This window comes from Taklimakanibacter deserti (assembly GCA_003574785.1).
The window spans coordinates 100,658-124,635 of sequence record QORU01000012.1 but is presented as its reverse complement, the minus strand read 5'-3'; the positions used below and the strand labels follow the sequence as shown (position 1 = coordinate 124,635).

Below are 23,978 nucleotides of genomic sequence, written 5' to 3'. Positions count from 1 at the left end.
AAAGCAAGGTCGGCGGGCCGACTGCTGTGCCGCTTGCAGGGGCGATCTACGGACAGAAATTGGGTGACTCAAAGTACATCACTATGCCTTACCCATCGACGATAAGCCGGCGTGCGCTTCATTCCGTTGCGCGCCCGTTCATCGAGTTCCTTGAGAGCATCCATTATGTCGTCGAACGTAACCATTGCCCCAGCGGGCGAGGTTCGAAAGCCAGGCATGGATTCGACGGCACATGCATCAGAGGCCCAGGACGCCAGGATGGCCCGCTTTTCGTCTATCGTCAGATCCGGGTCGCAAACGACCTCTTGCGGATGCGAGAACGCATCGGAGGGCCTCAGGATGTCGTCAAGGTGTGGCTCGCGCGTAACCTGCCGAGCGGAAATAAACCCTCGCATAGCGGCCTCCCTCAATTGATGAGTTTGGCCGAGGCTCCGCCGTTGATAGCGATTTTCCGCGGCTTGGCAGCTTCAGGGATTTCCTGTCGGAGCTCGATTTCAAGGATGCCGTTCTCGTAACGGGCGCTGGCCACTTCCACATGATCGGCTAGGCTGAATTGCCGCTCAAAACTTCGTGCCGAGATGCCCTCGTACAGGTACTGCCGTTTTTCATCCTGTTTCTTTTGGCCGGTGATCGTCAAAAGGTTTTGCCTGGCTGTGATGTTCAGCTCGTCCGGCGAGAAGCCGGCAACCGCAAGGCGGATTGTATAAGCGGCCTCATCCTTGCGAACGATGTCGTAAGGCGGGAAGCCGCCTTCTTCGCTGAATCGCTTCTGAGCTTCATTGATGAGATTGAAGAGAGGTTCAAAGCCGACGCTTGAACGGGAAAAATTCGAGAAGTCGTAGTTGCGCATAGCCACATCCTCCATTGAGCAACATGGGTACGAGCAGCGCATCGGGACTACGCCGATGCCCGCACCGGATCTGAATACCCCTACGACCCGGCGAAATTTGATCTAGTTTTGGCTCGTCTCCCTTCAAGACCCCAAGCGAAAATTTTTTGGCAGATCTTTCTCAACTGCCCCCCGGCGCCGCCCCCGTTCTCGGGATGGACTATGCCGGCTTAACCTTTGAAGCGAACGCCGGCAGGCCCTCCATTTTCTGGCACGAAAACCACGCCGCGAGCCTCAAGGGCTTTCACCAGCGCCGCCACTGTCGAAGTGTTAGCAGAGATTCGCCCCTCCGCGCCTTCCAGGCGTTTCACCGTCTCTTCCGACAAGCCGGCCGCTTGGGCCAGCTCTGCCTTTTCATCTTCGCCATGGCAAGAGCGGCCCGTAATTGCGCTGCCGTCTGCATCATCCCGTCATCCATAAATAATTAAGGTAGATGCAGCCATCCCGAAGATGAGGGCCAACGTCCGGCGTCTTGTCGCCGCGCAATCGGCGGAGGCGTGACAAATGACCGATACTAACCTGACCGACACTGACCTCAAGGTGGTCAGCATCACAGATCGGCTCAAGCCCGTGTCGCGCAATCCCAAGCCGAGGAACGAGCGCGAACCGGAAGAACTGCCGCCACTGATTGAGGCGCTTGTCGTATCAACCTGCTTTATCACTGGTGGCGCGCTGGAAGTCACGGATACGTGCGTTCGCCTCGTTGGGTGGGAGACGCTTCCCATCATTGAAGGTGGCGCGGGAGAGAGACGGGTTATTACCCGTATCGCCATGAGTACCGACACGGCTCGCGACTTGATGGCGGGCCTCCGGAGTGCATTGGCTAAGGGAGGGCACTGATATGTCTTCCCTCTTCCCCGGTCAGGCTGTTGTCTGCATTCGCGACGGGTGGAAGCTCAATCTACGCCCTCGTCCCCGTGTGAAGCCGATCAAGGGCCGCGTCTATACTGTTCAGCGTGTCGTGTGGTGCGAGGGCCTGACGTGCATAACCCTGCCCAACTCCGAACCCTATTGCTACGAGGCCCGCTTTTTTCGGCCCGTCGCCATGCCCAAGACCTCTATCGCTATCTTCAAGCGCATGCTTCGCTCATCAAAGCTGCGCGAACCTGTTGCAGGCTAGAATGGCTCCTTCGGGGGGCGTTTGTTGGGCCTTTTCTCGCCTGCTGCTTTCTTTCTGGCGACCTCACGCATTAAGGAGGCAATACCTCCATGGCCCTCCGTCGCGTAGTCAAACCTCGTCCACTCGGTCTGGACGCTCAGGTCACCCCAATTGTATTCGTGGATCTGAAGCCCATCCAGCAGGCCATCCTCTTCTTCCTCGGGAGATTCGTTATCATTGTCGGCGTCTTCTGTACCGAAGAAGGCGGACATGTCGCGTTCGTTGTCCTCATCGTAGTGAATGCCGCCGTCACCGAGGGGCGCCCACTCATAAGCCGAGGGTTCAGTCACGGCATCAATTGCCCACCCAGCTAACTTCCGCTTCGTGGCGCTTACGCTTGAGGTCGGCTTCTGAATTTTCGCTGACGAGTTTCATTCCGTCCTTTCCGCCCACAACCCTCATCCTTGCATGACTGCGACCCGCCCGCCAATAGCCGCTGAGCACCCGCGCCTCACGTGAGAATAGCCGCAATAATTGCCGCTACCCCAAACAAGCAAACCCCGATATTGAGCTGGACGACAATAAGCGTGACCTTCGCATGCCTCGCCTGCCGGCGAAACGCTTGCCGCATTGGAAACCTCGCATGTTGGGAATGGTCATCAGAGCGTGAAAAAGCCCGGCCGCTGATAGCTCCGGGCGCAGTTCTGATCCTGATATTTCCCAAATCATCGAATGGCCCACGATGTCAAGGGCTGAGGGAACCCCCAGAGCGGACCGAGGGTTAGCAGGTCACCTATGTATAATTTGTTTGTGTTTGGAACGCTGAAACGAGGTTACCCGCTACATGCGCACCTTCGGGGAGCGATATTCAAAGGAGCTTGGCGGACGGTCGAACGACTTCCCTTAGTCGTGGCAGGACCTAGATTCGCACCGATGCTATTTTACGAGCCAGGTACCGGTTACCGCATTCTTGGTGAACTCTACGTCGTTGGGGCGGACGACTTAAAACACTTGGACGAGATTGAATCGGTCGGCGTTGTCGGGAATTTCCGGGAACAGGTGGAGATCGAAAACGGCGTCAATGCTGTTACCGCTCAGGCCTATTTCAAAAGCCGCCATTTGGCCTCGTCCGTGCATACTGGCTATCTCAGGAGCTACGAAGACAGGCGCTTCATCGTGCACGCGTCCAGACGTATGAGAAAATCCAAGACGCCTACCTTCGCGAGCTTGACCGCTTGCTGGATGATCTGGACAAAATACCGCGAACCGAAGACGGCGCCTAAGGTCGGGAACTAAAAAGTTGACCGAACGTTCTGGCCAAACCGCGATGGTCTGGGGCCGCCGGCAGGCGGCGCTACGGAGGGCCCGCAGGACCGACGCCGTTCGGTCCTGCGGGCCCTTCAGTGCGAAGCAACCTATGTGTCCAGACCAAGCTGGTTCAAGATCATTTCGATGCGGCCACGGTGCAAATCGCGTTCTAACTCCAACGTCTTCAGTGCGGTCATTGCACTGAAGGCATCGGCCCCGCAGGCTTGCAAACTGTCAATCAAGGCTCGTTGACACTCGATTTTCTCATCAGCCTTTGCAGCGTCGATTTGAGCTTCTTTTAGATAGGCAAGAAGCCGCTCTCTGTTTATCTGAGCCATATAGGTTCCCGGCCCCCGGGCACCTCAGCTGATTCCAAATAAAGACGTAGCCCAATATAGTAGCGGGCCGCCTTAGCTTTCTTCAATCCTTCTCGCGGATGCGCTGCGTGATACTGCTTCCTTGCCGGTCGATAAAAGCTGCTGTGCCTCTGCTTCCCACCGAGTGGCGAGTTCAAGGAAACCGGCCCTTGCTTCAGGAGAATTGAGGGATCGGGCGAAGTCTCTGGCCCGTTTGGCTGCTGCAAGCAGATTGTTAGGCATTGGAAATGACCCGAGTTTATCCTTCCAAACGCCCCAACCTGCCAGGCAGTGTTTTGTTCCGTGCCCGATCTCGTGGAAGTAGCCGCGAAGCGCGCCGTAAAATTAGTGCTGACTCGGCGGCTTATCAGCGTCTGCAGCCAAGCCGCGCCTGAGTAATTCCCGGAAAGCCGCCGCCCTTGTCGGAACGCGCATTTCATACCGCCATTCGTCAATCGCCTTCAACTCAGCTTCGTCGAGCATTATCTGAAGTCGGAACTCTCGTTTTCTTTCGTCCATTAAACTGGCCTTTGCCGTACCGTTTTCCAGGACCGATAACGCTTCTTCCGGACTACCGTTCCGCTATGGAACTTTGCGCTCTTCCACGTGGTTTGTGGCTTGCGTCATTCACTTCCGAGCGACGCCACCATACTGCGCCCGCCGGCATGTCGCTTAGGCGGGCGGTTTTTTGATGAAGATTGAATCTAGCTCGCATTTGATCGAAGGTCCCTACATGTGTGGTCGCGTAATCCAGAAATCAGCCTTGGGCCTGGCTATCATCAGCGGTACCGACATTGACGACCCGAGGGTCAAGCAATTCAAGGCCCGCTATAACGGCGCGCCGCGGCAGGAGCTGCTGATTATCCGCCGTCATCCAGAGACCGGCCGGCCCACCATGTCGCCGGCGAGATGGGGCCTCATACACAACAGCTTCAGCGGGCAGGACCCGCCGACACAGCAGCCGATCAATGCGAGGGCGGAGACGGTCAAGACCAAGTTCCCATTCGCGGACGCCTACAGAAAGCGCCGCTGCATTCTGCCCGTTGACGGCTTCTTCGAATGGAAGGCCATCAAGGGGGCAAAGGGCAGGCAGCCCTATGCCATCTCCATGGCCGATGGCCGGCCCTTCGGCATTGCCGGGCTGTGGGAAAACTGGAGGAACCCGCGCACGGGCCATTGGGTGCGGACGTTCTGCGTCCTGACCTGTCCGGCAAACGAGCTGGTGAGCCAGATCCATGACCGAATGCCGGTCATCCTGGGTGAAGCATTCTACATGCGTTGGCTCGACGAGCAGCCCGAAGCCGATGAGTTGCTAAAGCAGTTTCCCGCTGATCTTATGGTCATGTGGCCTGTCTCGCAGCGTGTTGGCAATGTCGGCAATGATGATGCTGACCTTGTGCAGCCCGTCCCGCCGGTGGCAAACCCGTCAACGGGGGAGTTGCTGTAGTCAGCCGCTGGTGGAACAAATAAGCCGGTTTGAAACTTAGGAATGTACGGTCTGCACGCGCAGAACGGTGCTCCCTGGGGCCCGCAAAATCCCGCGACGAGATGCGGGCCCCATCCGGCCCAAAGGAAGAGCCATGGCTACCAACAAACCCTCGGGTGACAATGCGCGTAAGGGTGCCGTCCGCAAGCGCTCTCAGCTGAAGACCAAGATGGAAGGCGAGGAGCACTGGACCAAGCGTAGTCGTGAAGACGGAAAATTCTTGGCGCAGAAGAAGGACCCGAAGGCGGACCCTTATAAAGGCGTCCGGCGTGAACGTTGACCCGCCTTGAACGGAAAATCATTCACGAACTGCATTCTGCGTTGAATGTGCTGGATGCGCCGCCGGGCTACCTTGCGGCCATCAGCAGCTATAAGGACACCGTTCCCGACAAGGACGTGCTGCGCATGCTAATGCGCATGAACGAGACGCAGCGAGAAGAAGTCGGCGAGCGTATGGATTGCTATGTCGGTCAGAATAACGACGAGGTCGCGCCCCAGCTAGTCAAGGACATGAGTAACGGCGCCGGCCGCACTAATTGCTTTATCTGCAATGGCTCCGGCCGCTGGCATCCGGATGAAGGGACGATTGCGCTTTGCATCAACTGCGACGGAAGTGGCAAAGTCTTTGTGAGCGTTTAGGATTGCTGGCCGATGGATCGAATCATGCTTCTAGAGTACCTGGAAATGGCGAAGCGCCACGTCGCTCAGGGCGAACGTCATATAGCAGAACAGACGCTGCTCCTCGCTGAGCTAGAGCGCGATGGGCACGACGCTGACGAAGCGCGGCGGCTGCTCAAAAACTTCGAAGACGCCCAACGGATGCACATCGAGCATTTGGACCGTCTCCTCGTTAAACTCGACGCGCTTGGCACTGCCCAGGGCTGCTCTTGCCCCTCGGGGATTTTCTCCAGCGCCTCTAGAATGCGGTCCATTTTGCCATTCCGGATTTCCTGCGACTGCTCGAACTCTTTTAAGAGCAGTTCGTCATTGGTCACATCGTGCCCGTGGTTAGAGCGTTGGGCAATCAGATGGCGCTGCTGAGCAATGAGGCTCTCACCGTGTAAGACTTGCTGTTCGGCCTCTGCCAACTGCCTCAAGAGTTGTGACCTTGTTTGCATAAGCCAACTCTCCGGAGTCGATCCGTAGAATAACACAGGGCGCAGCCGGGCTGTTCCTGGATCACCGAAATTCCATATTTTGGGCCCGATACGCGAAGCGAAACGTCACCTTTAGGACTTTGCCAGGAACTTCGCCCCCGGCTCCGGGTTGTAAATCCGGTTAGTACGTTGAGTAAGTTTCCATGGCGGCGAAAGAGAAGGCTGAGAAAAAGGAGGCCGAACGGCCTAGCCGGCCCACCAGGCCTTACTGGAAAGGCTACCTTCGCTTGGCTTTGGTCACCATCCCCGTCCAGATCCACAACGCCACCGAGAGTAGCAAAACCTCACTCAACATGCTCCACAGGCCTACCGGGCAGCGCATCGAATACGTGACCACCGTTGCGGGTGAGCCGGTGGACAAGGGCGATGTCTTTAAAGCCTATCCTATCGCTGAAGATACCTACATCACACTGGAGCCGGAAGAACTCGACGCCATCAAGCTGGAGAGCAAGAAGACGCTCGACTTGAAAGAGTTCGTGAAGATCGAGGAGATTGCGCCGCCGTTCTTCGAGCGGCCTTATTACATCGTGCCGGAGGACGATTTTGCCGAGGAAGGGTACGCCGTCATCCACGCGGCGCTGAAAAAAGCAAGGCGCATTGGCCTGGGCCAGATCATCATGGGAAGCGGCCGGGAACATCTTGTTGGCGTCGGCGCCCTCGATCGAGGCCTTGCCATGTATGTGCTGCGCTATCCAGACGAGTTGCGGGCGTCTGGAAGGTATTTCGGTGATCTGCCTGAAAGCAGCGATCGACCGGACATGGTGGAGCTTGCAACCAAGCTGATCGAACAGCACACGTCACCCTTCAAAGGCGAAGTCTACAAGAACTCGTATGAGGTTGCGTTGCTTGCCCTCATCAAAGAGAAGTCCAAGGGCAAGAAGGTCAAGGCGCCGGACACCGAGAAGAGCCGGCCAAGCGGCCGAAATGTTGTCGACCTGATGGACGCACTGAAAAAGAGCGTGAAGGGCGGCAAATCCGCCGAGGAACCGCAGACGAAGAAGCGCCGCTCAAAAATCGCCGGCTAGTTTGCCCAGCTTACGGGCCACGATATGGAACCCAGACGCTTGCCTCCTTCGCCGCGGCTTCAAATGCCTTCTTTTCGCGCTTCCCGACCGGTCGTTACTGAAACTGCCGCACCCAGCGCAGAAGGCGCTTGCCGCAATGGCTTCTCCAGGTTGGGATACTTTCAATGCAAATTTTGCGGAGGTACGCAAAGTGATGTCGTCTGGAATGATGGCCAGACTTGGCGCGTTATATGCGGAAGCTTTCAACATTATCTGGAACCAAGCATGCCTGTTTACGTCATCTTCGATGTCGAGATTAGAGATATCGAGCAATATCAGGAGTTCATGGCGAGAGTTAAGCCCGCCCTGGAACAGGCCGGGGGCAAGTATCTCGCGCGTGGCGGTGCCCACAAGGTTCATGAAGGAGATTGGCAGCCTCGCAGGATTGTTCTGTTAGAGTTTCCATCCCTGGGCGCCTGGGAAGCGTTCTACAATGGGCCGGTCTATCAAGGGCTTAAAGCCATACGCGATAGCTGCAGTTCCGCACGTTTGGTCAGCGTGGAAGGGCTCAAGTAATAGCAGGCGGTCGTTCAATTTAAATCAGGGTCCGTCTCATTTGGCGAAACATATCCCATATGCATGCACCAATCCTGAAACGCTGCTTGCAAGGCTGCTGACCGGCTTTCCAGCTTAGTCTCCTCCAGCATGTAGCGATCGAGCGCAGCTAGGAACCGGGTGGGTATGAAGGTGACGACCCATTCGCCCTCTGACTTGTTGTCGTTAGCTGCTGGCACTGGCTCTCCCTCCCTGTCGAAAGCAGCGAGCAGACACCCGGAAGCGGGATTCTGCAATCGGCTCTAGGACGGGCGCTCTGGCAGGCAGCAACCCACGCGTAGCCGAAGTTTGGAAATCGCCGCCCGTGCGCTGACATGACAACAGGAAATGGCATTCTGCAGGCGAGCGCGCCATGCGGCTACGCTTCGCCTGGCCGATACGGACAATGCTGAAGGTGCCTTGTCATCCGCTCTGAAGCATCTAATGCCACGCACGCAATGTCAACATCTGCGGCGAATGAAAAACCCCGCCGGCTCGGGACCGCGGGGACGGAGGCCGCTGCAATTGGTTATACAGATCCGGGGCAGTGCTCAGGCCCTTGTCATCCCGATCCCGAGCTGACCATACTTCACGCGGTAATAGCCATCTTCGCCCACGACCACCGCATCCGGCATCACCTCAAGGACGTCCTGCGCCATCACGCCTTCGAAACGCTCCGTGCCGGTCTTGTAGCGAAAGCGATATAGCGGAAGCCCATAGACGGTGGTGCCGACCTGCTCGATGTCGGTCTTGAGGCGAATATCGGATTCGATCTCATCGGCGCAAACGGAGAACATGGCCTCGTCCACGCAAACGGATTGCTGCAGACCAAGTTCGTCGGCACAAGGAGATATTCCGGTCAATCCATCGCCGCCTTCATCGGCACAGAGCGAAAGCTCGATCAGACGACCGGGAAGGCCACTCGCTTCGGCCAGTTCCATTAGATTCGGAGTTTCCGCGAAATTTGCCAACTTTGCCATGGCGTTTCCCCGCGCTAACAGTGCCTCTATTTTGCCCCACGGTAAGTCTCAGGTTTGGTGCCTGACTGGTCAATGACCGTAGAGAAATATTCGGAAGGTGTGCTCTTTCGGCCACATGTTGATCTATGCGAGTGGCCCTCGATACGGCAGCCAGACCTTCGCTTCCTTTGCCGCTGCTTCAAAAGCTTTCTTTGCCTTCTCAATGTCGGCCTTGCCGGCATAAGCCTCAGTGATAAGCAACGCGGCTTTGTCGCGTTTCTTGCTCTTGCCTCTGCTTCACTGCAAAACCATCGCTCACCCTTTGCTGTGTCGATGCGCGTCTTGGCGTAGTGCTTCGACCAAGGCGCGTGATAGATCCTTTCGCCCTTGCCGTTGATGTTGCCTTTGATCGGGCAGCCCTCCGAAGCCGTAGCGAGCTTTGTCGCGGTATCCCATCGCCTGGCGCGATACTCCCAAGGCGGCTGAGTCTTGGCCTGCCAAATTCCGAGCTTCTTGGCTCGAGGCTCGGCCTCCAGCGCGCGGTAGTCAGTCGAATACTTGATGAAGGCCCAGGCCAGGCCGGAGGCGACGAGCTGCGCGCCGATGTCTGGCACCTCGTCGGTAGCGCACCGAGCAATGAGCCGACCGTATTGGTCCACCTCGTGGCCGGCACAGCGCACCTCGCGGCCCTCGGTCATGGCCCGCAGGACATTGACCGCGGCGCCTGAGCAATCCCATGTGCCCTTGGGGAGCTGGCAGACCTGTGAGGCCTCGGGTGCATCTATGCTGTGAATGCGGATCGCCTGGGTGCCGATCTCCAGGGTATCGCCGTCAACCACCCTGGCGGTGCCGGCCACTTCCATCGCTTGGGCCGGGACGGCGGCCGAGGCCAGGACGGACAGGGCGAGAGCGATAAGAGCGGCGCGCATAGAGGTCGGACGAATATGACCCTGCCGACGAGTCGACGGAAGGGTGCGACAAGCTGTCTTAAACAGGATTTTTCTCAGGGGCGTTTATGGGCTCAACGTCGCCCCTTGCGGGGGTAAATGCGGGGATAGAGCAGGATGGCAAACCCGTATTGATAGCAATTTCAAACAAATATGCGGATTTTTGGGCTCCCTCCTCTTCCGCCAATTTTGGCCCATGAGCATCCGTCCGCAGAAATCCCAGCGCGTGAATCCCCTCAATCGCGGTTGGGTATTATCGTGTGGGTTAGAGCGTTCAGGCCAACGGCAGGGAGTTGCTGCCGACTTCACCTTGTCGAATGGGTCACGACGAATGTGGGCGCTGAGAGATTGGCATTCTTGACCGCCGCGTAGGCGGCCGCCAAGACAACCGCAAGGAGGATGCCGGCGACAACATCGATGAAATAATGCCCGCCATAGACCGGCGTCGCCACGAGGATGGCGCCGGCCCCGACCGCCGCCAGCAGCAGCGTCACGATATTGTCGCGGCAAGCATAGACGATCAGCAGGCTGATGACCGTGTGGAAGGAGGGGAAGGACGCAAGACCGGGCAAGGCGGCAAAGCTCAGCACGACCTCCTTCGACTCGCGCACCGTCCGCAGCGCCTCGACGAAGAAGACGCCCCCCTTGGGACCGAATGTCCCGGCGGGCAACTGGCTGTCCATGTAACGAACCATGGCGCCTTCCGCGGGAAAGAAACCGGCGATGCATACGGTCACAAAAACCCCGATATAGAGGAGCGTGGCGAACTCCTTGGCGCGCTCCGCCCTTCCCAGGGCGACCAACACCATGAAGATAAAGGGAATGCTGACCGCGGCCAGGATGTAGCACTGCTCGAGATAGGGCAGGATGTCGGGATACTGGCTGAGCCAGGACGCATAGGCGTGCCAGTCGATGCCGAACATTCGGTCCCAGGAATCAAGCATGTTGTCGGCCCAGGGAAGGGCGAGCGACATGCTCAGATAATTGAGGAAACGGACGCCGGTGAAGGACAGGACCAGAAACAGGATGCCCGTGGCCATCACCCTTGTGCGTTCGGCGATCACCGGCCATCTCGATGCCTGAAAGCCATAGGCTGTGGCGGCCACGAGAAGGCAGACGCCGAGAGTGATGGCCGGATCGAAGACCCTTGTCAGGCTGAAGGAAATGCGTGGATCGATCGCAATCCACGCCACAATGACGAGGCTCTGCAGCACGACCAGGCCCCATAAGGCCGGATGAAAGACAAGGATCGACCGGAGATTGCGCATGGCGCGGCGATGCTGGCACGCCGTGCTTAGAATCGTCTTAACATGGTTCTTAGATTTTTGCCGTTCCCGAGAGATCAGAAAGCATGCGCCTGCCTTACGAATTTTAATCGCCTCATTGCCCCCGGCGACATCCTCTCCCCGCCATTGATGCGATACAAATTCCTGTATTTATTGGAAAAATCAAGTTTGACCTGGCTTGCACTGTCTTCGATAACGGGGGCGGCCTGGCTAAGCTGGCGATTGCATGAATCCACCTCTTTCTGCTTTAGTCCTTATCTGATCGAAATGCTTTGCCGGTATGATACCAGGGAGCAGTCCACAATGATTCAAGCTCTTCGATTGTTCTGCGTAGCGTCTGCCGCCGGCTGCACCATCCTCATGAGCGCAAATGCGCAAGACCAGGACGTCGACATGACAGTCCTTGCCGATCAGATTCGCAGCCAGGGTTTTGCCTGCAGCAATCCAACCTCGGTGGAGCGAATTGCGGCAGAGTCCGTCGCTGACCTGCCGGTCTATGTGCTGAAATGCGAAAGTGCGACGTATCAGATTCGCCTTATCCCGGACCAAGCGGCCGTGGTGACCAGGATCGAGTGACTTCCCTTCACGGGTCCAGGCGCATCGCCCTCATTCTCTCTGTTGCGACAGAAGGCCGTCCCGGCGTAGGCTTGTCAACTATGAAGCCCAGCCACAAGCACTACCTGACACTCGTCGTCACACAATTGTTGATAGCGCTGTTGGTGGGCTGTTTCGTCATGTGGATGGTTCCGGCGTTTGACAGGATTGCTGCAGGGGCCTTTGGCTTCGGGGCTGCATTCCTCATAACGATTTGGCCTTTCAAGGCGGTCCACTGGCACCAAGCCCGCCGTGGGCGAAAGGCGTCTTAGGTGTCTCGATAGTCTGGCGCCACAGTCTTGGCGCGCAAGAAAATGCCGGCTCACCGTTCAAGGCAGCCGGCAGAAAAAAGGGGCGCTGGCGCGCCCCTTGAAATCATCCGGGATGCCCCCTGCGTCAGAGACCGCCGAAATGCCAGCTCAGGCCGGCGCGGACCGCATGGAAGGCCGTATCCACCTCGCCGTCGCCGCCCTCATCAGCATCGCCCGCCTCGATCTTCCCAAGGTCGGTGTAGCGATACTCGATGCGTGCGCTGAAATCGTCGGTGAAGGCATATTCAATGCCGCCGCCAACCGTCCAGCCCCATTTCGTCTTTTTCTCGTCGGCGAATTCGTCGCCGCCGCCATCCTCAAGGGCAAGCTTGACGCCGCCCACGGCGAGACCACCCGTCGCGTAGAACAGAGCGCGATCCGCGGCAAAGCCGGCCCTGAGCCTGAGCGAACCCAGCCAGTCGATTTCCTGCGTGATCTCGCCCACCTTGAAGCCGAGCCCATCCACGACGTCCGTATTGCCGTCCATATCGGCATATTCGATGTCGCCTTCGAGGCCGAGCACCAGGCTGTCGGCCTGCCAGTTGAAGCCGGCATGAGCGCCGCCGACGAAGCCGTCGATATCGATCGATCCTTCGTCGCCATTGAGCGTCACATCATCCGAGAGAGGAACGATTACGTTCTCATCCGCCGAGGCGTCATTCTCGCCCCAGGCATAGCCGCCCTGCAGGCCGATATAGGGCCCGGTCCAATCATAAACCGTCGGCGGCTCGATGATGTCGGCCGCCTGCGCGCCGGCGCTCATCAGAACAACGGCAGCTCCGCTCAAAAGAACTTTCTTGATCATGCGAGTAACTCCCCCACGCTGTGGTTCATCGCATCATTGCGCGCGAGAATCCTCGAGGTCAACAAAACCGGGAGACTTGCGAATGCTTTTTGCCGAAAGTGTAGCTGAAATGCCACAACATGGACGTGAAGGAAAAATCTACTCGACGTTATATGCAAAACCATCTGGAGTGCATTTCACAGCAACATGCCGTTGCAATTCCCGCCGATGGCAGCAATACTGACTCGATAATAACGCTGAGTAATAAAAACAAGCGCCGCGCCTGCCCGAATCGAATTCCCTATGGTCATTTGCGCACGCGTGAAGACGAACAACATCGAACGGACGAGAGATGACCAGCATTTCCCTCTTGGGGATTCCCAACGACGACAACTCCGCCCTCATGAAAGGCGCCGCGGAAGCACCGCCGCTCATCCGCCGTGAACTCCATTCCGACGCCTATAGCCAGTGGACCGAGACCGGCATCGATCTCGGCGCTCCGGGCGCGATCGTCGATCATGGCGACATCCGCTTCGATGATGCGCATGATCCCTGGGATCTCATCGAACAGCAGGTCGGAGTCGCGCTCGCGCGTGGCCATCCCTTGATCTGCCTCGGCGGCGATCACGCCATCACCCACCCGATCATGCGCGCCGTGCGCCGCCGACATCCGAAGCTCACCATCCTGCATATCGATGCGCATCCCGACATCTATGACGCCTATCAAGGCAATCGGCGCTCGCAGACATCGTCCTTCGCCCGCATCATGGAAGATGGGCTGACCGACCGGCTTATCCAGGTGGGACTGCGCACCATCAACAGCCATCACCGCGATCAGTTCAAGCGCTTCGGCGTCGAGGTCATCGAGGCGCATCGCTGCGGCGAAACCCTCACGCTCGACATCAACACGCCCATCTACATCTCGATGGATCTCGACGCGCTCGATCCCGCGCACGTGCCGGGTGTGACCTATCGCGAGCCGGGCGGCCTGACACCCCGGCAAGTGATCAACTGGCTGCATGCTCTCGATCAGCCGATCGTCGCCGCCGACATCGTCGAATACAATCCGCGCTGCGACATCTCCAACCTGACGGCGAGCGTCGCGGCGAAGCTTCTCAAGGAGATCGCCGGGATGATGGTGAAGACGACGCGGAAATGACTGGCGGCCCACGCCGAACAGCCAGGGCTTTCATCCGATGTTCAGCTTGCGTTCCATGCCCGCCATCGCTCCTGACAGATTTTGACGGTCCCGCGGTCTAGGCAGCGGCATGGAACGTTCTGTGTGCGGATCATGGACCGGATCGTAAGAGATCTGCATCTGGGTCCGCGACCGGCCGTCAGCAAAGCCTTCACGGGTCTGCGCCGGCGCGGCTATATCGTTTTCAGCGATGCCTCGCGGGCATCGCTCTATTGGGTGAATGGTCATCGCCTCACGGCCTATCAGCTCGTGGCGCTTGCCGTGCTGCGCGGCGTCCCCTTGAAAACGCGCCGCTGACGGCCCTCGAAATGTCTGACGACGACACTATATTATATGCGGACCGGCCACATAATGGAGCATCGCGATGAAAGCAGTTCTGGGCAAGCACGTCGTTGCACAAAGCAACGACATTGTCGAAGCGCACGGATATTCCTATTTTCCGCCGTCTGCCGTCCGGCTTGAATGGCTCGAGAAAGCAGCGAAGACGGCGGACGACCTCGAATGCCCGCATGGCGTGCAGTTCTACGATCTGGTCATTGACGGCCAGCGCCACCAGCGCGCCGCCTGGTCCTATGAGAAGCCGCAGCCCAAAATGCACCATGTGGGCGGCCGTTTCGGCTTCTGGCGCGACGTTACGGTTTCGTGAGCGCCTGACGAGCGGATATCAGCTCTTGAGCGGCGGCACCGCGTCAGGAATGCGTAGCGCCTGCTGCATCGATTTCACCGCTTCGAGAAATTGCTGAAACTCGTCGATGCTCAATTCGGCATGCTTGTAGTTCGTTGTGGCAACGAGGCCCAGCACGACAAATTTCTCACGCGTGACCTTGTCGCGCTTGAGGCGCATGCTGAGGCGAACGTGACCTTCGTCGACACGCAAATCCGCCTTCTTCAGGAGCTCGCTCATGAAGGTGCGCTTGAAGGCTTTCATCAGGCCGGCCATCTCGTCCTCTTGAAACCAACATCTACGTCTGGAGCGATCACTCATTCCATCTCCAAAAAGGGTTTTATTTTTCGGGATCGCGTGCCGGCCGGATTGAGCCTGGCACCATTTGCGACTACATTCGCCGCATGAGCACATGCAAGATCATCCGCCGCGGCCGTGGCGAAGGCTTTCGCGGCAAACAGGGACTTGATTACTTTTCCGGCATATCGGCAGAGTCCAGCGGATCGAAAGCCATCTGCATGCACATGCTGGAGATGGCGCCCGGTGCCGAAGCCAAACCGCATTTCCATGAAGCGCATGAGACCGCGATCTATATGCTCGAAGGCGCTGCCGAGTTTCGCCACGGAAACAGTCTCGAACATCACGACCGGGTCGAGGCGGGCGACTTCATCTATATTCCGGCCGGCGTGCCGCATCAGCCGTTCAATCCGACGAACCAGGTCGCCCGCGCCCTCATCGCGCGCACCGACCCCAATGAGCAGGAGAGCGTCGTCCTGTTGAAATGACGGCGGCGACGAGCCCGTGCGACCGGGAGTGGGGCGGGATCGTTTCCACCCGTTGAATCGACCTGCTGACGCCGGCGGCCTGCCCGAGGGCATGCCCACAATTCCGCCAAGGTGTGGCCGTTTGGTCATGTATGGAACCGGGGCGCTCGCCTCGGTCCCGGGGTTCACCCCCTACCAAAAAGGCAATTGCTTAAAAACATTAGGGAAATTTCGGGGAACCGGCGACGTCACCAGGACGTTTTTCATACCATCAAACCCACAAAGAGGACTCTGTCATGAAAAAATGGATCGTATCTGCAGGCGCCGTCGCCCTTGTCGCCGCCCTCGCGGCCGCAAGCCCGGCCTCGGCGCGCAGCGGTGTCAGAATCGGTTCGCTCAACTGCACGGTCGCGGGCAGCGTCGGGCTGATCCTCGGATCGAGCACGCGGATGAACTGCCGTTTCCGTTCGGCGAACGGCGGCCGGGTTGAACGCTATACAGGGTCGATCACCCGGGTCGGGCTCGACATCGGCTTTACCAGCAAGAGCTACATGACCTGGGCGGTCTTCGCGCCCGGCAGGGTCAACGCGGGCGCGCTTGCCGGAAGTTATGGGGGTGTTTCGGCCCAAGCGACGGTCGGCGTAGGCCTCGGCGCCAATGTGCTGGTCGGCGGCTTCAAGAAGACCATTGCCCTTCAGCCTCTGAGCATTCAGGGCCAGACCGGCCTCAATGTCGCCGCCGGCATTGCCGGTCTCAGGCTGCGCTACGCCGGTCGCTAAACTGCCGAAACACGGACGCAACATCACTAACGCATGGAGCTTTTTCCGGCTCCATGCGTATAATCATGGCCGGATTGTCGATGGGAGGCGATAGCGTGTGTGGATCTGTGGCGAGGTTTGGCCTTTCTCTCCTGTTCGTCTGGTTCTTCGTTGCGGGGGCGCAAGCCGGATGCAAATCGGAGGCCGCCCCGTCCGTCGACTGGTCGGGTTGCAACAAGCAGCTATTGCAACTTGACGGCAGCGACCTCGCGGGGGCAAATCTTGAAGGCGCGTTCCTGTCCGGCACCAGCCTGGCCTCGGCCAAGCTTACCAATGCCAATCTTCAGATCAGCGAACTCGTCCGCACCTCCTTCAAAGAGGCCGACCTCTCGGGCGCCAATCTGGAAAAGAGTCTGTCCAGCCGGGCCGACTTTACGGGTGCGATCCTCAAGGGCGCGCGCCTCGTCAAAGCCGAATTCCTGCGCGTGAGCTTCGATGGCGCCGATCTCTCGGGCGCCGATCTCTCGGACGGCGAATTCCCGCGCAACAGCTTCGTCAAGGCCAATCTTTCGGGCGCCAATCTTTCGGGCGCCATGCTGCAGCGCGCGGCTTTCAGCGGGGCCAATCTTTCTGGTGCCTCCTTCAAGCGTACCTATCTCTATTGGGCGCGCCTCGAAGGCGTCGATCTGAGCCAGGTCGTCGATCTCACCCAGATGCAGATCGACATGGCCTGCGGCGATGCCAAGACGAAATTGCCGGCTGGCCTCACCATGCCGTCTCAATGGCCCTGCGCCGAAGACTAGAGCAAATCCCGCCAAAGTTGCAGACTTTGGCGATGAGGATTTGCTCCAATGTATCTATTTGGCGCGAATCCTTATCGGCGAAGTGATTCCACTTCGCCGGGATGCGCGCTGAGCATGGCATCGATGCGGGCGGCGATCTCCACCCACTCATCGGCATAAGGCACAAAGGGACGAGTGCCGGTATCGCCCAGAAGGCGGGCATGGCCGCGGTGGACGATATCGTCGCGCAGCTTGCGGGTATCGCGCGGCGGCGACAAAAGGCCGGCGCGCGCCAGATAGGCGGCAAGCCCGCTTTGCCCCTGCCAGGATAAGGGCAAGGGCAAGCGCGGCAATTCATAAATCTCGACCGGCTTTCGCGACCGGCAGGCCTCGGCGAGCATCGAGGCGCTGTCCTCGGTGACGATGAAGCGTTCGGCCTCGCTCAATATGAAGTGATGCGGGTTATCGGCACCACTGGTCCAGCGATGGACGTAGCCTTCCTGGTCCACGGCTTCCGCGAGGATCCGCGCAACATCCTTGTCGGTGCGCGGCGATGTCGAGACGAGCAACGATCCCGGGTGCTGCTGCTGATAGGCTCTGAGCTTCTCGCTGAAGCCCACCGCTTCGGCGCGGCCGAAGAGGAAGGGAAAAGTGCTCCCGCCCACCAGCACGCCGGTCCAAGGTTTCGGCAGATGCGCAAAGCGCTCGTGCCAGGCCGCGCCGTCGGGTTTGGGAACTGCGCTGGTCATCGGCAGCAACGCCTTGACGACATTGGGCCCGTCGGGAAGCGCATATTGCGGCGTGGTGATGACGAGATCGAAGCGGTTGAGCGGGAAGCGTGGCCGGCCGAGATGGATGAGCCTGGTCCTGCCTTCCGATTGCCGCTTGATCCACACCGCGATCGGCGCGGTGCGGCGGCCGACCGCGATGACGGCGTCAGGCCAGGGTGGCGACAGGCTGTCGGAACGCTCCCTGTCGACCGCCAGGAGTCCGGCACGGGTGACGGCGTTGGGCAGGAGATGGAAGGGCGACCATTTGAGGCGCTTGAGCACGAAAGCGGCGCCCAGCCGTTCCGCCAGCGCTCGCGCCTGGGCATTGTCACCCTCGCGGGCGCCTTGAAGGACCCAGACCAGATATTGCGCGCGAACCGGCTCCGCCTGCATCATGGCTGCCAAGACTACAATAGGCCGGCCGCCTTGGCATGGGCGTTGAGCGAGATCTGCGGACGGGCGCCGACATGGGAAATCACTTCCGCCGCCGCGAGCGCGCCGAGTCTTGCGCATTGCGCCAAGGGCAGATCGCGGGTGAAGCCATAAAGGAATCCCGAGGCGAAGAGATCGCCGGCGCCTGTCGCATCCACCACCTGCTCGACCGGATGCGCCTCGACGACATGAACCTCGCCGCCCTTGACGATGACGCATCCCGCTTCCGAGCGGGTCAGCGCGGCAATGGCGCAGTCCTGGCGCGCGCGCTGCATTGCCGCATCGAAATCATCGACCTGATAGAGCGACTTGATCTCCTTCTCATTGGCGAAGAGGATGTCGATGTCGCTCCTGATCAGGTCGAGAAAGCTGTCACGATGACGGTCGACGCAGAAGGAATCGGAAAGCGTGATGGAAACGAGCCTCCTGGCCGCGCGGGCGATGCGCGCCGCCTTCTTGAAGGCCTCCTTGGCGAGCGGCGGATCCCAAAGATAACCTTCGAGATAAGTCACCTTGGATGAAGCGACGACCGCTTCATCGATGTCGCCGGGCGCCAGATGCACGCAGGCGCCGAGGAACGTATTCATCGTGCGCTCGCCATCGGGCGTGATGAGGATCAGGGAACTCGCGGTCGACGGACCCGACGCCGCATGCGGCGTGGCGAAATGCACGCCCGACGATTGCGTGTCATGAGTGAAGACCTTGCCCAGCCTGTCGGCCTTTACCTTGCCGATGAAGGCGACCTTGCCACCGAAGGAGGCGACGCCGACGGCGGTATTGGCGCCCGAGCCGCCGGAAATCTGGGTGGACGGCCCCATGTCTTCGAAAAGCTCGGCCGATTCCTTCTCCGAAACGAGGCGCATCATGCCCTTGGTGACATTATGGCGGGCGAGGAAGCTTTCCTCGACGCGCGAAAAGACATCGACAATGGCATTGCCGATGGTGAGGACGTCGAAATCAGGCTGAATCATGATGGCCTTTGGAAAAATTGAGCGGAGGAGCCCGAGCCCCTACAGGATCGCTCTTGCCCCCGCAAGCCGGGATCATTACCTCAAGGGACCATGATCAAAGCCGCCTTCACGGCCCTGGCCGACCTCCTCTCCCCCGATTTCCGTAGCGTTCTGTTCAAGGCCGTCGGCCTTGCGGTGCTGCTCCTCATCGCCGTCGTCGCCGGCACGGTGATGCTGCTCGATGCGCTGAAGCTCGCGCCCTGGGGCTGGGGCAACGCCGTCATCGAGGTCGCGGCCGGCCTCGGCCTGACGGTGCTCGCCTTCTTCATGATCGCGCCGGTGACGGCGCTGTTCGCCGGGCTCTATCTCGACCATATCGCGCGCCTGGTCGAGCGCAAGCACTACCCGGGAGATATGCCGGGCCGGGACTTGCCGGTGCTGCGAGCCGCCCTGCTCGGCTTGCAATTCGGCCTACTCGTCCTCATCGTCAATCTGGCCGTGCTGCCGATGCTGCTCTTCGGCATCGGCGCCATCGCCCTCCTGGTCGCCAATGCCTATCTGCTCAGCCGGGAATATTTCGAGATGGCGGCGATGCGTCACATGCCGGTCGCGGAGGCGAAGCAGCTCAGGCGCGAGAATTCGACCCAGGTCTTCGCCGCGGGCTTCATCCCCGCCGTCCTCGCTCTGGTGCCCCTCGTCAATCTCACCGTGCCGCTGTTCTCGACCAGCTACTTCGTCCACATCTTCAAGGGACTGAAGCGGTCTTAGGCTTGAAGAGGCACAGGTCTGCGATCAGGCAGCGCGGACATTCGGGCTTCCTCGCCTTGCAGATATAGCGGCCATGCAGGATGAGCCAGCGATGGGCGTGGCGCTTGTATTCCGGCGGCACGACCTTCTCGAGCTTGAGCTCGACATCGAGCGGCGTCTTTCCCGGCGCCAGGCCGGTGCGGTTGCCGACCCGGAAAATATGCGTGTCGACCGCGATGGTCGGCTCGCCGAAGGCGATGTTGAGCACGACATTCGCGGTCTTGCGGCCGACGCCCGGCAGCTCTTCGAGGCTTGCGCGCTGGCGCGGCACTTCACCGCCATGCTTGTCGATCAGCATCTTCGACAGCGCTATGACGTTCTTGGCCTTCGTCCGGTAGAGACCAATGGCGCGGATATGAGAGATGAGTTTCTCCTCGCCGAGGGCCAGCATCTTCTCGGGCGTATCGGCGATCTTGAACAAGGGACCGGTGGCACGATTGACGCTGACATCGGTCGCCTGGGCGGACAGAGCGACGGCGACGAGAAGCGTGTAGGGATTGAGATAATCGAGCTCGCCCTCAGGGTCAGGATCGGCCTTTCTGAAACGGCGAAAGACTTCCGCGATCTGATCGGGCTTGAGCCGTCTTGGCGCCATGATTCTGGGCTCCCTTGAAGCTCCGTGACCAGAGCCCAGCTTGCGACTAAGATCAAGCCATGAGCGAAGCCCCAGACCAGACTTTCCGCGCCGTCCTCAGGCCCTATCGCTCGCTCGGCCGGAAAGGCTTCATCATCCTGATGGCGGCGCTCATCGGCCTCAATTTCGTGGCCGGGACGGCCTTCTATCTGCTCGGCGCCTGGCCGATCGCGCCGTTCCTCGGCGCCGACGTGGCGCTCGTCTGGTGGGCTTTCCGCAAGAACTATGCCGACGCGCTGAAGGAAGAGCGCATCGAGGTCACCGCGCATGAGCTCATCCTCCAGCGCTTCGACCACGACAAGCAGCGCGAGGAACTGCATTTCACCCGCTCATGGGTCAAGGTCGAGCTCGAGGAGGACAAGGAGCGCGATCTGATCGGCGGCCTTTATTTGCGCTTCCGCGGCGAGCGCACCGAGATCGGCCGGTTCCTCGGCGCCCATGACCGCAAGCAAGTCGCCGACCTGCTCCGCGCTGCGCTAGCAAAACCTCATATTTGACAAGGATTTAGCTGCAGCAAGAATCGGGTGGTTTCGGCGAGTGGGCCTCCTTAGATTCAGCCCATGACACCTGAGATCGAAACCCTCTCCACTCCGGCCCGCGACTATGAGGTCGTGAAGAGAACGCTCGCCTTCATTCACGAGAATTGGCGCGAGCAGCCCTCGCTTGAAGCGATCGCCGAACAGGCGGAGCTCAGCCCCACCCATCTGCAGCGGCTGTTCACCCGCTGGGCGGGCCTCAGCCCCAAGGCCTTCCTGCAAGCGGTGACGCTCGACCATGCGCGAACCCTCTTACGCGATTCAGCCTCAATCCTCGACACCGCCTATGAAGTCGGGCTCTCAGGGCCCGGCCGCCTGCATGATCTCTTCGTCACCCATGAAGGCATGACGCCCGGCTTCTACAAGGCCGGCGGCAAAGGCCTCACGCTGCGCTTCGGCTTCCATGACTGTCCCTTCGGGCGAGCGCTGGTCATGATCACCGACCAGGGCCTCGCCGGCCTCGCTTTCGCCGATGACGGGCAGGAGAAGGACACGCTCATCGACATGCAGTCGCGTTGGCCGGGTGCCGCCTATATCGAGGACTGGCTCGCCACGAAACCCTATGCCGACCGCATCTTCAAGCCGGAGAACTGGCGCAGGGACGAGCCCTTGCGCGTCGTCTTCATCGGCTCTGATTTCGAGATCCGCGTGTGGGAAACGCTGTTGCGCATCCCCCTGGGAAAACGCTCGACCTATTCCGACGTCGCGAGTCACATCGGCAAGCCCAAAGCGGCGCGCGCGGTGGGCGCTGCGGTCGGACGCAATCCCGTCTCCTTCGTGGTGCCCTGTCACCGCGTGCTCGGCAAGTCGGGAAGCCTCTGCGGCTATCACTGGGGGCTCACGCGCAAACGCGCCATCCTCGGCTGGGAAGCCGGGATCACAGCCAAGGCCGCGTGATCAGGCGTTCAAGACTTCGATCTTTTCCGGACGCGAGTCGGCCCTCAGCCGATAGACGATCGGCACGCCGGTCTCGAGCTCGCGCTTCAGGATCTGTTCCGGCGTCAGGCCTTCGAGCGCCATGATCAAGGCGCGCAGCGAGTTGCCATGCGCCGAGACCAGCACGACTTTGCCCGAGAGCACATCCGGCTGGATGTGGACCATATAATAAGGCAATGCCCTGGCCAGCGTGTCCTTCAGGCTTTCCCCGCCCGGCGGCGGCACGTCATAGGAGCGCCGCCAGACATGCACCTGCTCCTCGCCCCATTTCTTGCGCGCCTCGTCCTTGTTGAGGCCGGTCAGATCGCCATAGTCGCGCTCATTGAGCGCCTGGTCCCTGACCGTCTCGAGGCCCTTCTGGCCGAGCTCGGCCAGCATCAGATCGAGCGTGTGCTGGGCGCGGGACAGGACGCTGGTATAGGCGATGTCGAATTTGAGGCCCATACGTTTCAGGCGCTCGCCCGCCGCCTTCGCTTCGGCAATGCCTTTCTCGGTGAGACCGGGATCCTTCCAACCGGTGAACAGGTTTTTCAGATTCCACTCGCTCTGCCCGTGGCGGACGAGCACCAAGATGCGATCCATCAATTACTCCAATCCCAATACATCGACCATCGAATAGAGGCCCGGCTTCTTGTCCTTGGCCCATAGGGCGGCGCGCACCGCGCCTCTCGCAAAGATGTCGCGGCTTGCCGCTTTGTGCGTGAGCTCGAGACGCTCGTCGGGCCCTGAGAACATCACCGTATGCTCGCCGACGACACTGCCGCCGCGCAAGGTGGCGAAGCCGATATGCCCCCGGGGACGCGCCCCCGTATGGCCGTCACGCGAGCGCACCGACGATTTGGCGAGATCGATCGCCCGGCCCTCGGCCGCCGCCTGGCCGAGCAGCAAGGCGGTGCCCGAGGGCGCGTCGATCTTGTGCTTGTGATGCATCTCGAGGATCTCGATGTCGAAATCCTCGGCAAGGCTCGCCGCAACCTTGCGCACCAGGGCCGCCAGCAGATTGACGCCCAGACTCATATTGCCCGATTTGACGATGCGGGCATGGCGCGCGGCAGCCTTGATCTTCTCATCGCCGGCTCTGTCGATGCCGGTCGTGCCGATCACATGAACGATGCGCGCCTGCGCCGACAATTCGGCCAAGGCCAGCGTCGCCTGCGGCACGGTGAAGTCGATCAGGCCCTCGATCTTCGTGAACAGCGGCAGCGGATCATCGCTGATCCTGACACCGAGCAGTCCAATGCCCGCGAGCTCGCCCATATCGGCGCCGAGCGAGGGCGATCCCTTGGGCTCGAGCCCGCCTGCGATCTCGAGGCCTTCGGTCTCATGCACGATACGGGTGAGGACGCGACCCATGCGCCCCGAGGCGCCGGCTATGGCGATCTTCATGGCGCACCTTCGACAATGACGACGTCGCTCTCCGCACAGGTCTTGAAGATAGCGAGCGCCGCCTGATATTCGGGGGAGAAGAAGCACTCCTTGGCGGCGGCGAAGGACGGGAATTCGAGGACCACATGGCGCTCGCGCGATGCGCCTTTGACTACCTCATAGTTGCCGCCGCGCACGATGAACTTCGCACCGTATTTCTCGAGCGGCGCCTTGTTGGCGGCGACATAGTCCTTGTAGCGCTCCGGATCCTTCACCGTGACATGCACCATCCAATAGCCCTTGGGCATGGTCAGACTCCTTCGACGATGACGATATTGGCCTCGCCAGCACCCTTGCGCTTGGCCTTGGCGGATTGATATTCGGGCGAGTTGTAGCAGGCGACCGCATCGTCAAAAGAGGGGAATTCGATCACCACATTGCGCGGCCGGCCCTCGCCCTCCATCTGGCCCGAACGCCCGCCGCGCGCCAGGATCACCGCGCCGTATTTCTTGAAGGCGATGGGTGCGCTTTCGGCATAATACTTGTACTGGTCGGGATTGGACACGGTGACTTGCGCAATCCAATAGGCCTTGGGCATGGCGCCTCTC

Annotated in this window: 33 protein-coding genes; 18 read left to right on the top strand and 15 right to left on the bottom strand. The window is 59.9% G+C overall.

The window, feature by feature from the left end; translation table 11 throughout:
• Positions 1–406: 406 nt before the first annotated feature.
• On the bottom strand, positions 407–850 hold the full coding sequence (locus DS839_RS24445; protein WP_119273112.1) for an Hsp20 family protein: 444 nt from the start codon (positions 848–850) through the stop codon (positions 407–409).
• Between the two features lie 543 nt (positions 851–1,393).
• On the opposite strand from DS839_RS24445, the gene DS839_RS24435 reads away from it, so the two are divergent.
• Positions 1,394–1,729 carry a hypothetical protein gene (locus DS839_RS24435; RefSeq protein ID WP_119273110.1) on the top strand — a complete coding sequence of 112 codons (336 nt, stop codon included), beginning with the start codon at positions 1,394–1,396 and terminating at the stop codon, positions 1,727–1,729.
• A gap of 276 nt (positions 1,730–2,005) precedes the next feature.
• On the opposite strand, the gene DS839_RS24425 is transcribed toward DS839_RS24435, so the two are convergent.
• Positions 2,006–2,338 (bottom strand): hypothetical protein, encoded by a 333-nt coding sequence (locus tag DS839_RS24425; protein ID WP_119273108.1) that lies wholly within the window; start codon positions 2,336–2,338, stop codon positions 2,006–2,008.
• Positions 2,339–2,783: 445 nt separating this feature from the next.
• Here DS839_RS24425 and DS839_RS24420 point away from each other — a divergent pair, with 445 nt between their 5' ends.
• Positions 2,784–3,284: a gamma-glutamylcyclotransferase family protein gene (locus DS839_RS24420; RefSeq protein WP_119273107.1), complete on the top strand. Its 501-nt coding sequence runs from the start codon at positions 2,784–2,786 to the stop codon at positions 3,282–3,284.
• A 119-nt stretch (positions 3,285–3,403) separates the two neighbouring features.
• Here DS839_RS24420 and DS839_RS24415 read toward each other — a convergent pair whose 3' ends face one another.
• Positions 3,404–3,634: a hypothetical protein gene (locus DS839_RS24415; RefSeq protein ID WP_119273106.1), complete on the bottom strand. Its 231-nt coding sequence runs from the start codon at positions 3,632–3,634 to the stop codon at positions 3,404–3,406.
• A 709-nt stretch (positions 3,635–4,343) separates the two neighbouring features.
• On the opposite strand from DS839_RS24415, the gene DS839_RS24410 reads away from it, so the two are divergent.
• The 5 genes from DS839_RS24410 (at position 4,344) to DS839_RS24385 (ending at position 7,875) form a co-directional block, all read left to right on the top strand.
• Positions 4,344–5,099: an SOS response-associated peptidase gene (locus DS839_RS24410; protein ID WP_368911881.1), complete on the top strand. Its 756-nt coding sequence runs from the start codon at positions 4,344–4,346 to the stop codon at positions 5,097–5,099.
• Positions 5,100–5,232: 133 nt separating this feature from the next.
• Entirely contained in the window at positions 5,233–5,418 is a 186-nt protein-coding gene (locus tag DS839_RS24405; RefSeq protein ID WP_119273105.1) for a hypothetical protein, read from the top strand.
• Positions 5,415–5,777, top strand: a complete 363-nt coding sequence (locus DS839_RS24400) for a DnaJ-like cysteine-rich domain-containing protein (RefSeq protein ID WP_162918769.1) — start codon at positions 5,415–5,417, stop codon at positions 5,775–5,777. The genes DS839_RS24405 and DS839_RS24400 overlap by 4 nt, the downstream gene beginning before the upstream one ends.
• 661 nt (positions 5,778–6,438) lie before the next feature.
• A complete protein-coding gene (gene ku / locus DS839_RS24390; protein ID WP_119273103.1) occupies positions 6,439–7,320 on the top strand; it encodes a non-homologous end joining protein Ku in 882 nt (293 codons plus the stop codon).
• 264 nt (positions 7,321–7,584) lie between these two features.
• Complete coding sequence (locus tag DS839_RS24385) at positions 7,585–7,875, top strand: DUF1330 domain-containing protein (RefSeq protein WP_119273102.1); 291 nt, start codon at positions 7,585–7,587, stop codon at positions 7,873–7,875.
• 569 nt (positions 7,876–8,444) lie between these two features.
• On the opposite strand, the gene DS839_RS24375 is transcribed toward DS839_RS24385, so the two are convergent.
• The 3 genes from DS839_RS24375 to DS839_RS24365 all read right to left on the bottom strand — a co-directional run bounded on the left by DS839_RS24375 (position 8,445) and on the right by DS839_RS24365 (position 11,067).
• Complete coding sequence (locus DS839_RS24375) at positions 8,445–8,873, bottom strand: tail fiber domain-containing protein (RefSeq protein ID WP_119273100.1); 429 nt, start codon at positions 8,871–8,873, stop codon at positions 8,445–8,447.
• Between the two features lie 26 nt (positions 8,874–8,899).
• On the bottom strand, positions 8,900–9,781 hold the full coding sequence (locus tag DS839_RS24370) for a thermonuclease family protein (RefSeq protein ID WP_119273099.1): 882 nt from the start codon (positions 9,779–9,781) through the stop codon (positions 8,900–8,902).
• A gap of 323 nt (positions 9,782–10,104) precedes the next feature.
• Entirely contained in the window at positions 10,105–11,067 is a 963-nt protein-coding gene (locus tag DS839_RS24365) for a phosphatase PAP2 family protein (protein ID WP_119273098.1), read from the bottom strand.
• A 42-nt stretch (positions 11,068–11,109) separates the two neighbouring features.
• Between DS839_RS24365 and DS839_RS36645 the strand changes: the two genes are divergently transcribed.
• Positions 11,110–11,661 (top strand): hypothetical protein, encoded by a 552-nt coding sequence (locus DS839_RS36645; RefSeq protein WP_162918768.1) that lies wholly within the window; start codon positions 11,110–11,112, stop codon positions 11,659–11,661.
• Between the two features lie 414 nt (positions 11,662–12,075).
• On the opposite strand, the gene DS839_RS24350 is transcribed toward DS839_RS36645, so the two are convergent.
• Positions 12,076–12,795, bottom strand: coding sequence for an outer membrane protein (locus DS839_RS24350; RefSeq protein WP_119273095.1), 720 nt, complete (start codon positions 12,793–12,795; stop codon positions 12,076–12,078).
• 119 nt (positions 12,796–12,914) lie between these two features.
• Between DS839_RS24350 and DS839_RS36640 the strand changes: the two genes are divergently transcribed.
• The 4 genes from DS839_RS36640 to DS839_RS24335 all read left to right on the top strand — a co-directional run bounded on the left by DS839_RS36640 (position 12,915) and on the right by DS839_RS24335 (position 14,618).
• Positions 12,915–13,130 (top strand): hypothetical protein, encoded by a 216-nt coding sequence (locus DS839_RS36640; protein ID WP_162918767.1) that lies wholly within the window; start codon positions 12,915–12,917, stop codon positions 13,128–13,130.
• Positions 13,127–13,933, top strand: a complete 807-nt coding sequence (locus DS839_RS24345) for an arginase family protein (RefSeq protein WP_119273094.1) — start codon at positions 13,127–13,129, stop codon at positions 13,931–13,933. The genes DS839_RS36640 and DS839_RS24345 overlap by 4 nt, the downstream gene beginning before the upstream one ends.
• A gap of 132 nt (positions 13,934–14,065) precedes the next feature.
• A complete protein-coding gene (locus DS839_RS24340; protein ID WP_119273093.1) occupies positions 14,066–14,269 on the top strand; it encodes a hypothetical protein in 204 nt (67 codons plus the stop codon).
• A gap of 67 nt (positions 14,270–14,336) precedes the next feature.
• Positions 14,337–14,618 (top strand): DUF427 domain-containing protein, encoded by a 282-nt coding sequence (locus DS839_RS24335; protein WP_119273092.1) that lies wholly within the window; start codon positions 14,337–14,339, stop codon positions 14,616–14,618.
• Positions 14,619–14,636: 18 nt separating this feature from the next.
• Here DS839_RS24335 and DS839_RS24330 read toward each other — a convergent pair whose 3' ends face one another.
• On the bottom strand, positions 14,637–14,912 hold the full coding sequence (locus DS839_RS24330) for a hypothetical protein (RefSeq protein WP_119273091.1): 276 nt from the start codon (positions 14,910–14,912) through the stop codon (positions 14,637–14,639).
• A 128-nt stretch (positions 14,913–15,040) separates the two neighbouring features.
• Between DS839_RS24330 and DS839_RS24325 the strand changes: the two genes are divergently transcribed.
• The 3 genes from DS839_RS24325 (at position 15,041) to DS839_RS24315 (ending at position 16,961) form a co-directional block, all read left to right on the top strand.
• Positions 15,041–15,421, top strand: a complete 381-nt coding sequence (locus DS839_RS24325; RefSeq protein ID WP_119273090.1) for a cupin domain-containing protein — start codon at positions 15,041–15,043, stop codon at positions 15,419–15,421.
• A gap of 275 nt (positions 15,422–15,696) precedes the next feature.
• A complete protein-coding gene (locus DS839_RS24320; RefSeq protein ID WP_119273089.1) occupies positions 15,697–16,179 on the top strand; it encodes a DUF992 domain-containing protein in 483 nt (160 codons plus the stop codon).
• A gap of 95 nt (positions 16,180–16,274) precedes the next feature.
• The gene (locus tag DS839_RS24315) at positions 16,275–16,961 is read left to right on the top strand and encodes a pentapeptide repeat-containing protein (protein WP_162918766.1); all 687 of its coding nucleotides are present in this window, start codon (positions 16,275–16,277) and stop codon (positions 16,959–16,961) included.
• A 71-nt stretch (positions 16,962–17,032) separates the two neighbouring features.
• Here DS839_RS24315 and DS839_RS24310 read toward each other — a convergent pair whose 3' ends face one another.
• Together DS839_RS24310 and DS839_RS24305 are read right to left on the bottom strand one after the other, a co-directional pair.
• Positions 17,033–18,106 (bottom strand): mitochondrial fission ELM1 family protein, encoded by a 1,074-nt coding sequence (locus tag DS839_RS24310; protein WP_162918765.1) that lies wholly within the window; start codon positions 18,104–18,106, stop codon positions 17,033–17,035.
• Positions 18,107–18,117: 11 nt separating this feature from the next.
• Positions 18,118–19,113 (bottom strand): adenosine kinase, encoded by a 996-nt coding sequence (locus DS839_RS24305; RefSeq protein WP_119273086.1) that lies wholly within the window; start codon positions 19,111–19,113, stop codon positions 18,118–18,120.
• Positions 19,114–19,203: 90 nt separating this feature from the next.
• Here DS839_RS24305 and DS839_RS24300 point away from each other — a divergent pair, with 90 nt between their 5' ends.
• Complete coding sequence (locus tag DS839_RS24300; protein ID WP_119273085.1) at positions 19,204–19,860, top strand: sulfate transporter family protein; 657 nt, start codon at positions 19,204–19,206, stop codon at positions 19,858–19,860.
• Here DS839_RS24300 and nth read toward each other — a convergent pair.
• Positions 19,838–20,494: an endonuclease III gene (gene nth / locus DS839_RS24295; protein ID WP_119273084.1), complete on the bottom strand. Its 657-nt coding sequence runs from the start codon at positions 20,492–20,494 to the stop codon at positions 19,838–19,840. The genes DS839_RS24300 and nth overlap by 23 nt on opposite strands.
• Positions 20,495–20,553: 59 nt before the next feature.
• Here nth and DS839_RS24290 point away from each other — a divergent pair, with 59 nt between their 5' ends.
• Both DS839_RS24290 and DS839_RS24285 read left to right on the top strand, forming a co-directional pair.
• On the top strand, positions 20,554–21,030 hold the full coding sequence (locus tag DS839_RS24290) for a DUF2244 domain-containing protein (RefSeq protein ID WP_119273083.1): 477 nt from the start codon (positions 20,554–20,556) through the stop codon (positions 21,028–21,030).
• 63 nt (positions 21,031–21,093) lie between these two features.
• A complete protein-coding gene (locus DS839_RS24285; RefSeq protein ID WP_119273082.1) occupies positions 21,094–21,966 on the top strand; it encodes a methylated-DNA--[protein]-cysteine S-methyltransferase in 873 nt (290 codons plus the stop codon).
• On the opposite strand, the gene DS839_RS24280 is transcribed toward DS839_RS24285, so the two are convergent.
• From DS839_RS24280 to DS839_RS24265, 4 genes are read right to left on the bottom strand one after another with little or no spacing between them, the layout of a single operon-like run.
• Complete coding sequence (locus DS839_RS24280) at positions 21,967–22,587, bottom strand: 2,3-bisphosphoglycerate-dependent phosphoglycerate mutase (protein WP_368911880.1); 621 nt, start codon at positions 22,585–22,587, stop codon at positions 21,967–21,969.
• A gap of 3 nt (positions 22,588–22,590) precedes the next feature.
• Positions 22,591–23,391 (bottom strand): 4-hydroxy-tetrahydrodipicolinate reductase, encoded by an 801-nt coding sequence (dapB, locus tag DS839_RS24275; protein WP_119273080.1) that lies wholly within the window; start codon positions 23,389–23,391, stop codon positions 22,591–22,593.
• A complete protein-coding gene (locus DS839_RS24270; RefSeq protein WP_119273079.1) occupies positions 23,388–23,678 on the bottom strand; it encodes a DUF1330 domain-containing protein in 291 nt (96 codons plus the stop codon). The genes dapB and DS839_RS24270 overlap by 4 nt, the downstream gene beginning before the upstream one ends.
• Positions 23,679–23,680: 2 nt before the next feature.
• The gene (locus tag DS839_RS24265) at positions 23,681–23,968 is read right to left on the bottom strand and encodes a DUF1330 domain-containing protein (RefSeq protein ID WP_119273078.1); all 288 of its coding nucleotides are present in this window, start codon (positions 23,966–23,968) and stop codon (positions 23,681–23,683) included.
• Between the last annotated feature and the right edge of the window lie 10 nt (positions 23,969–23,978).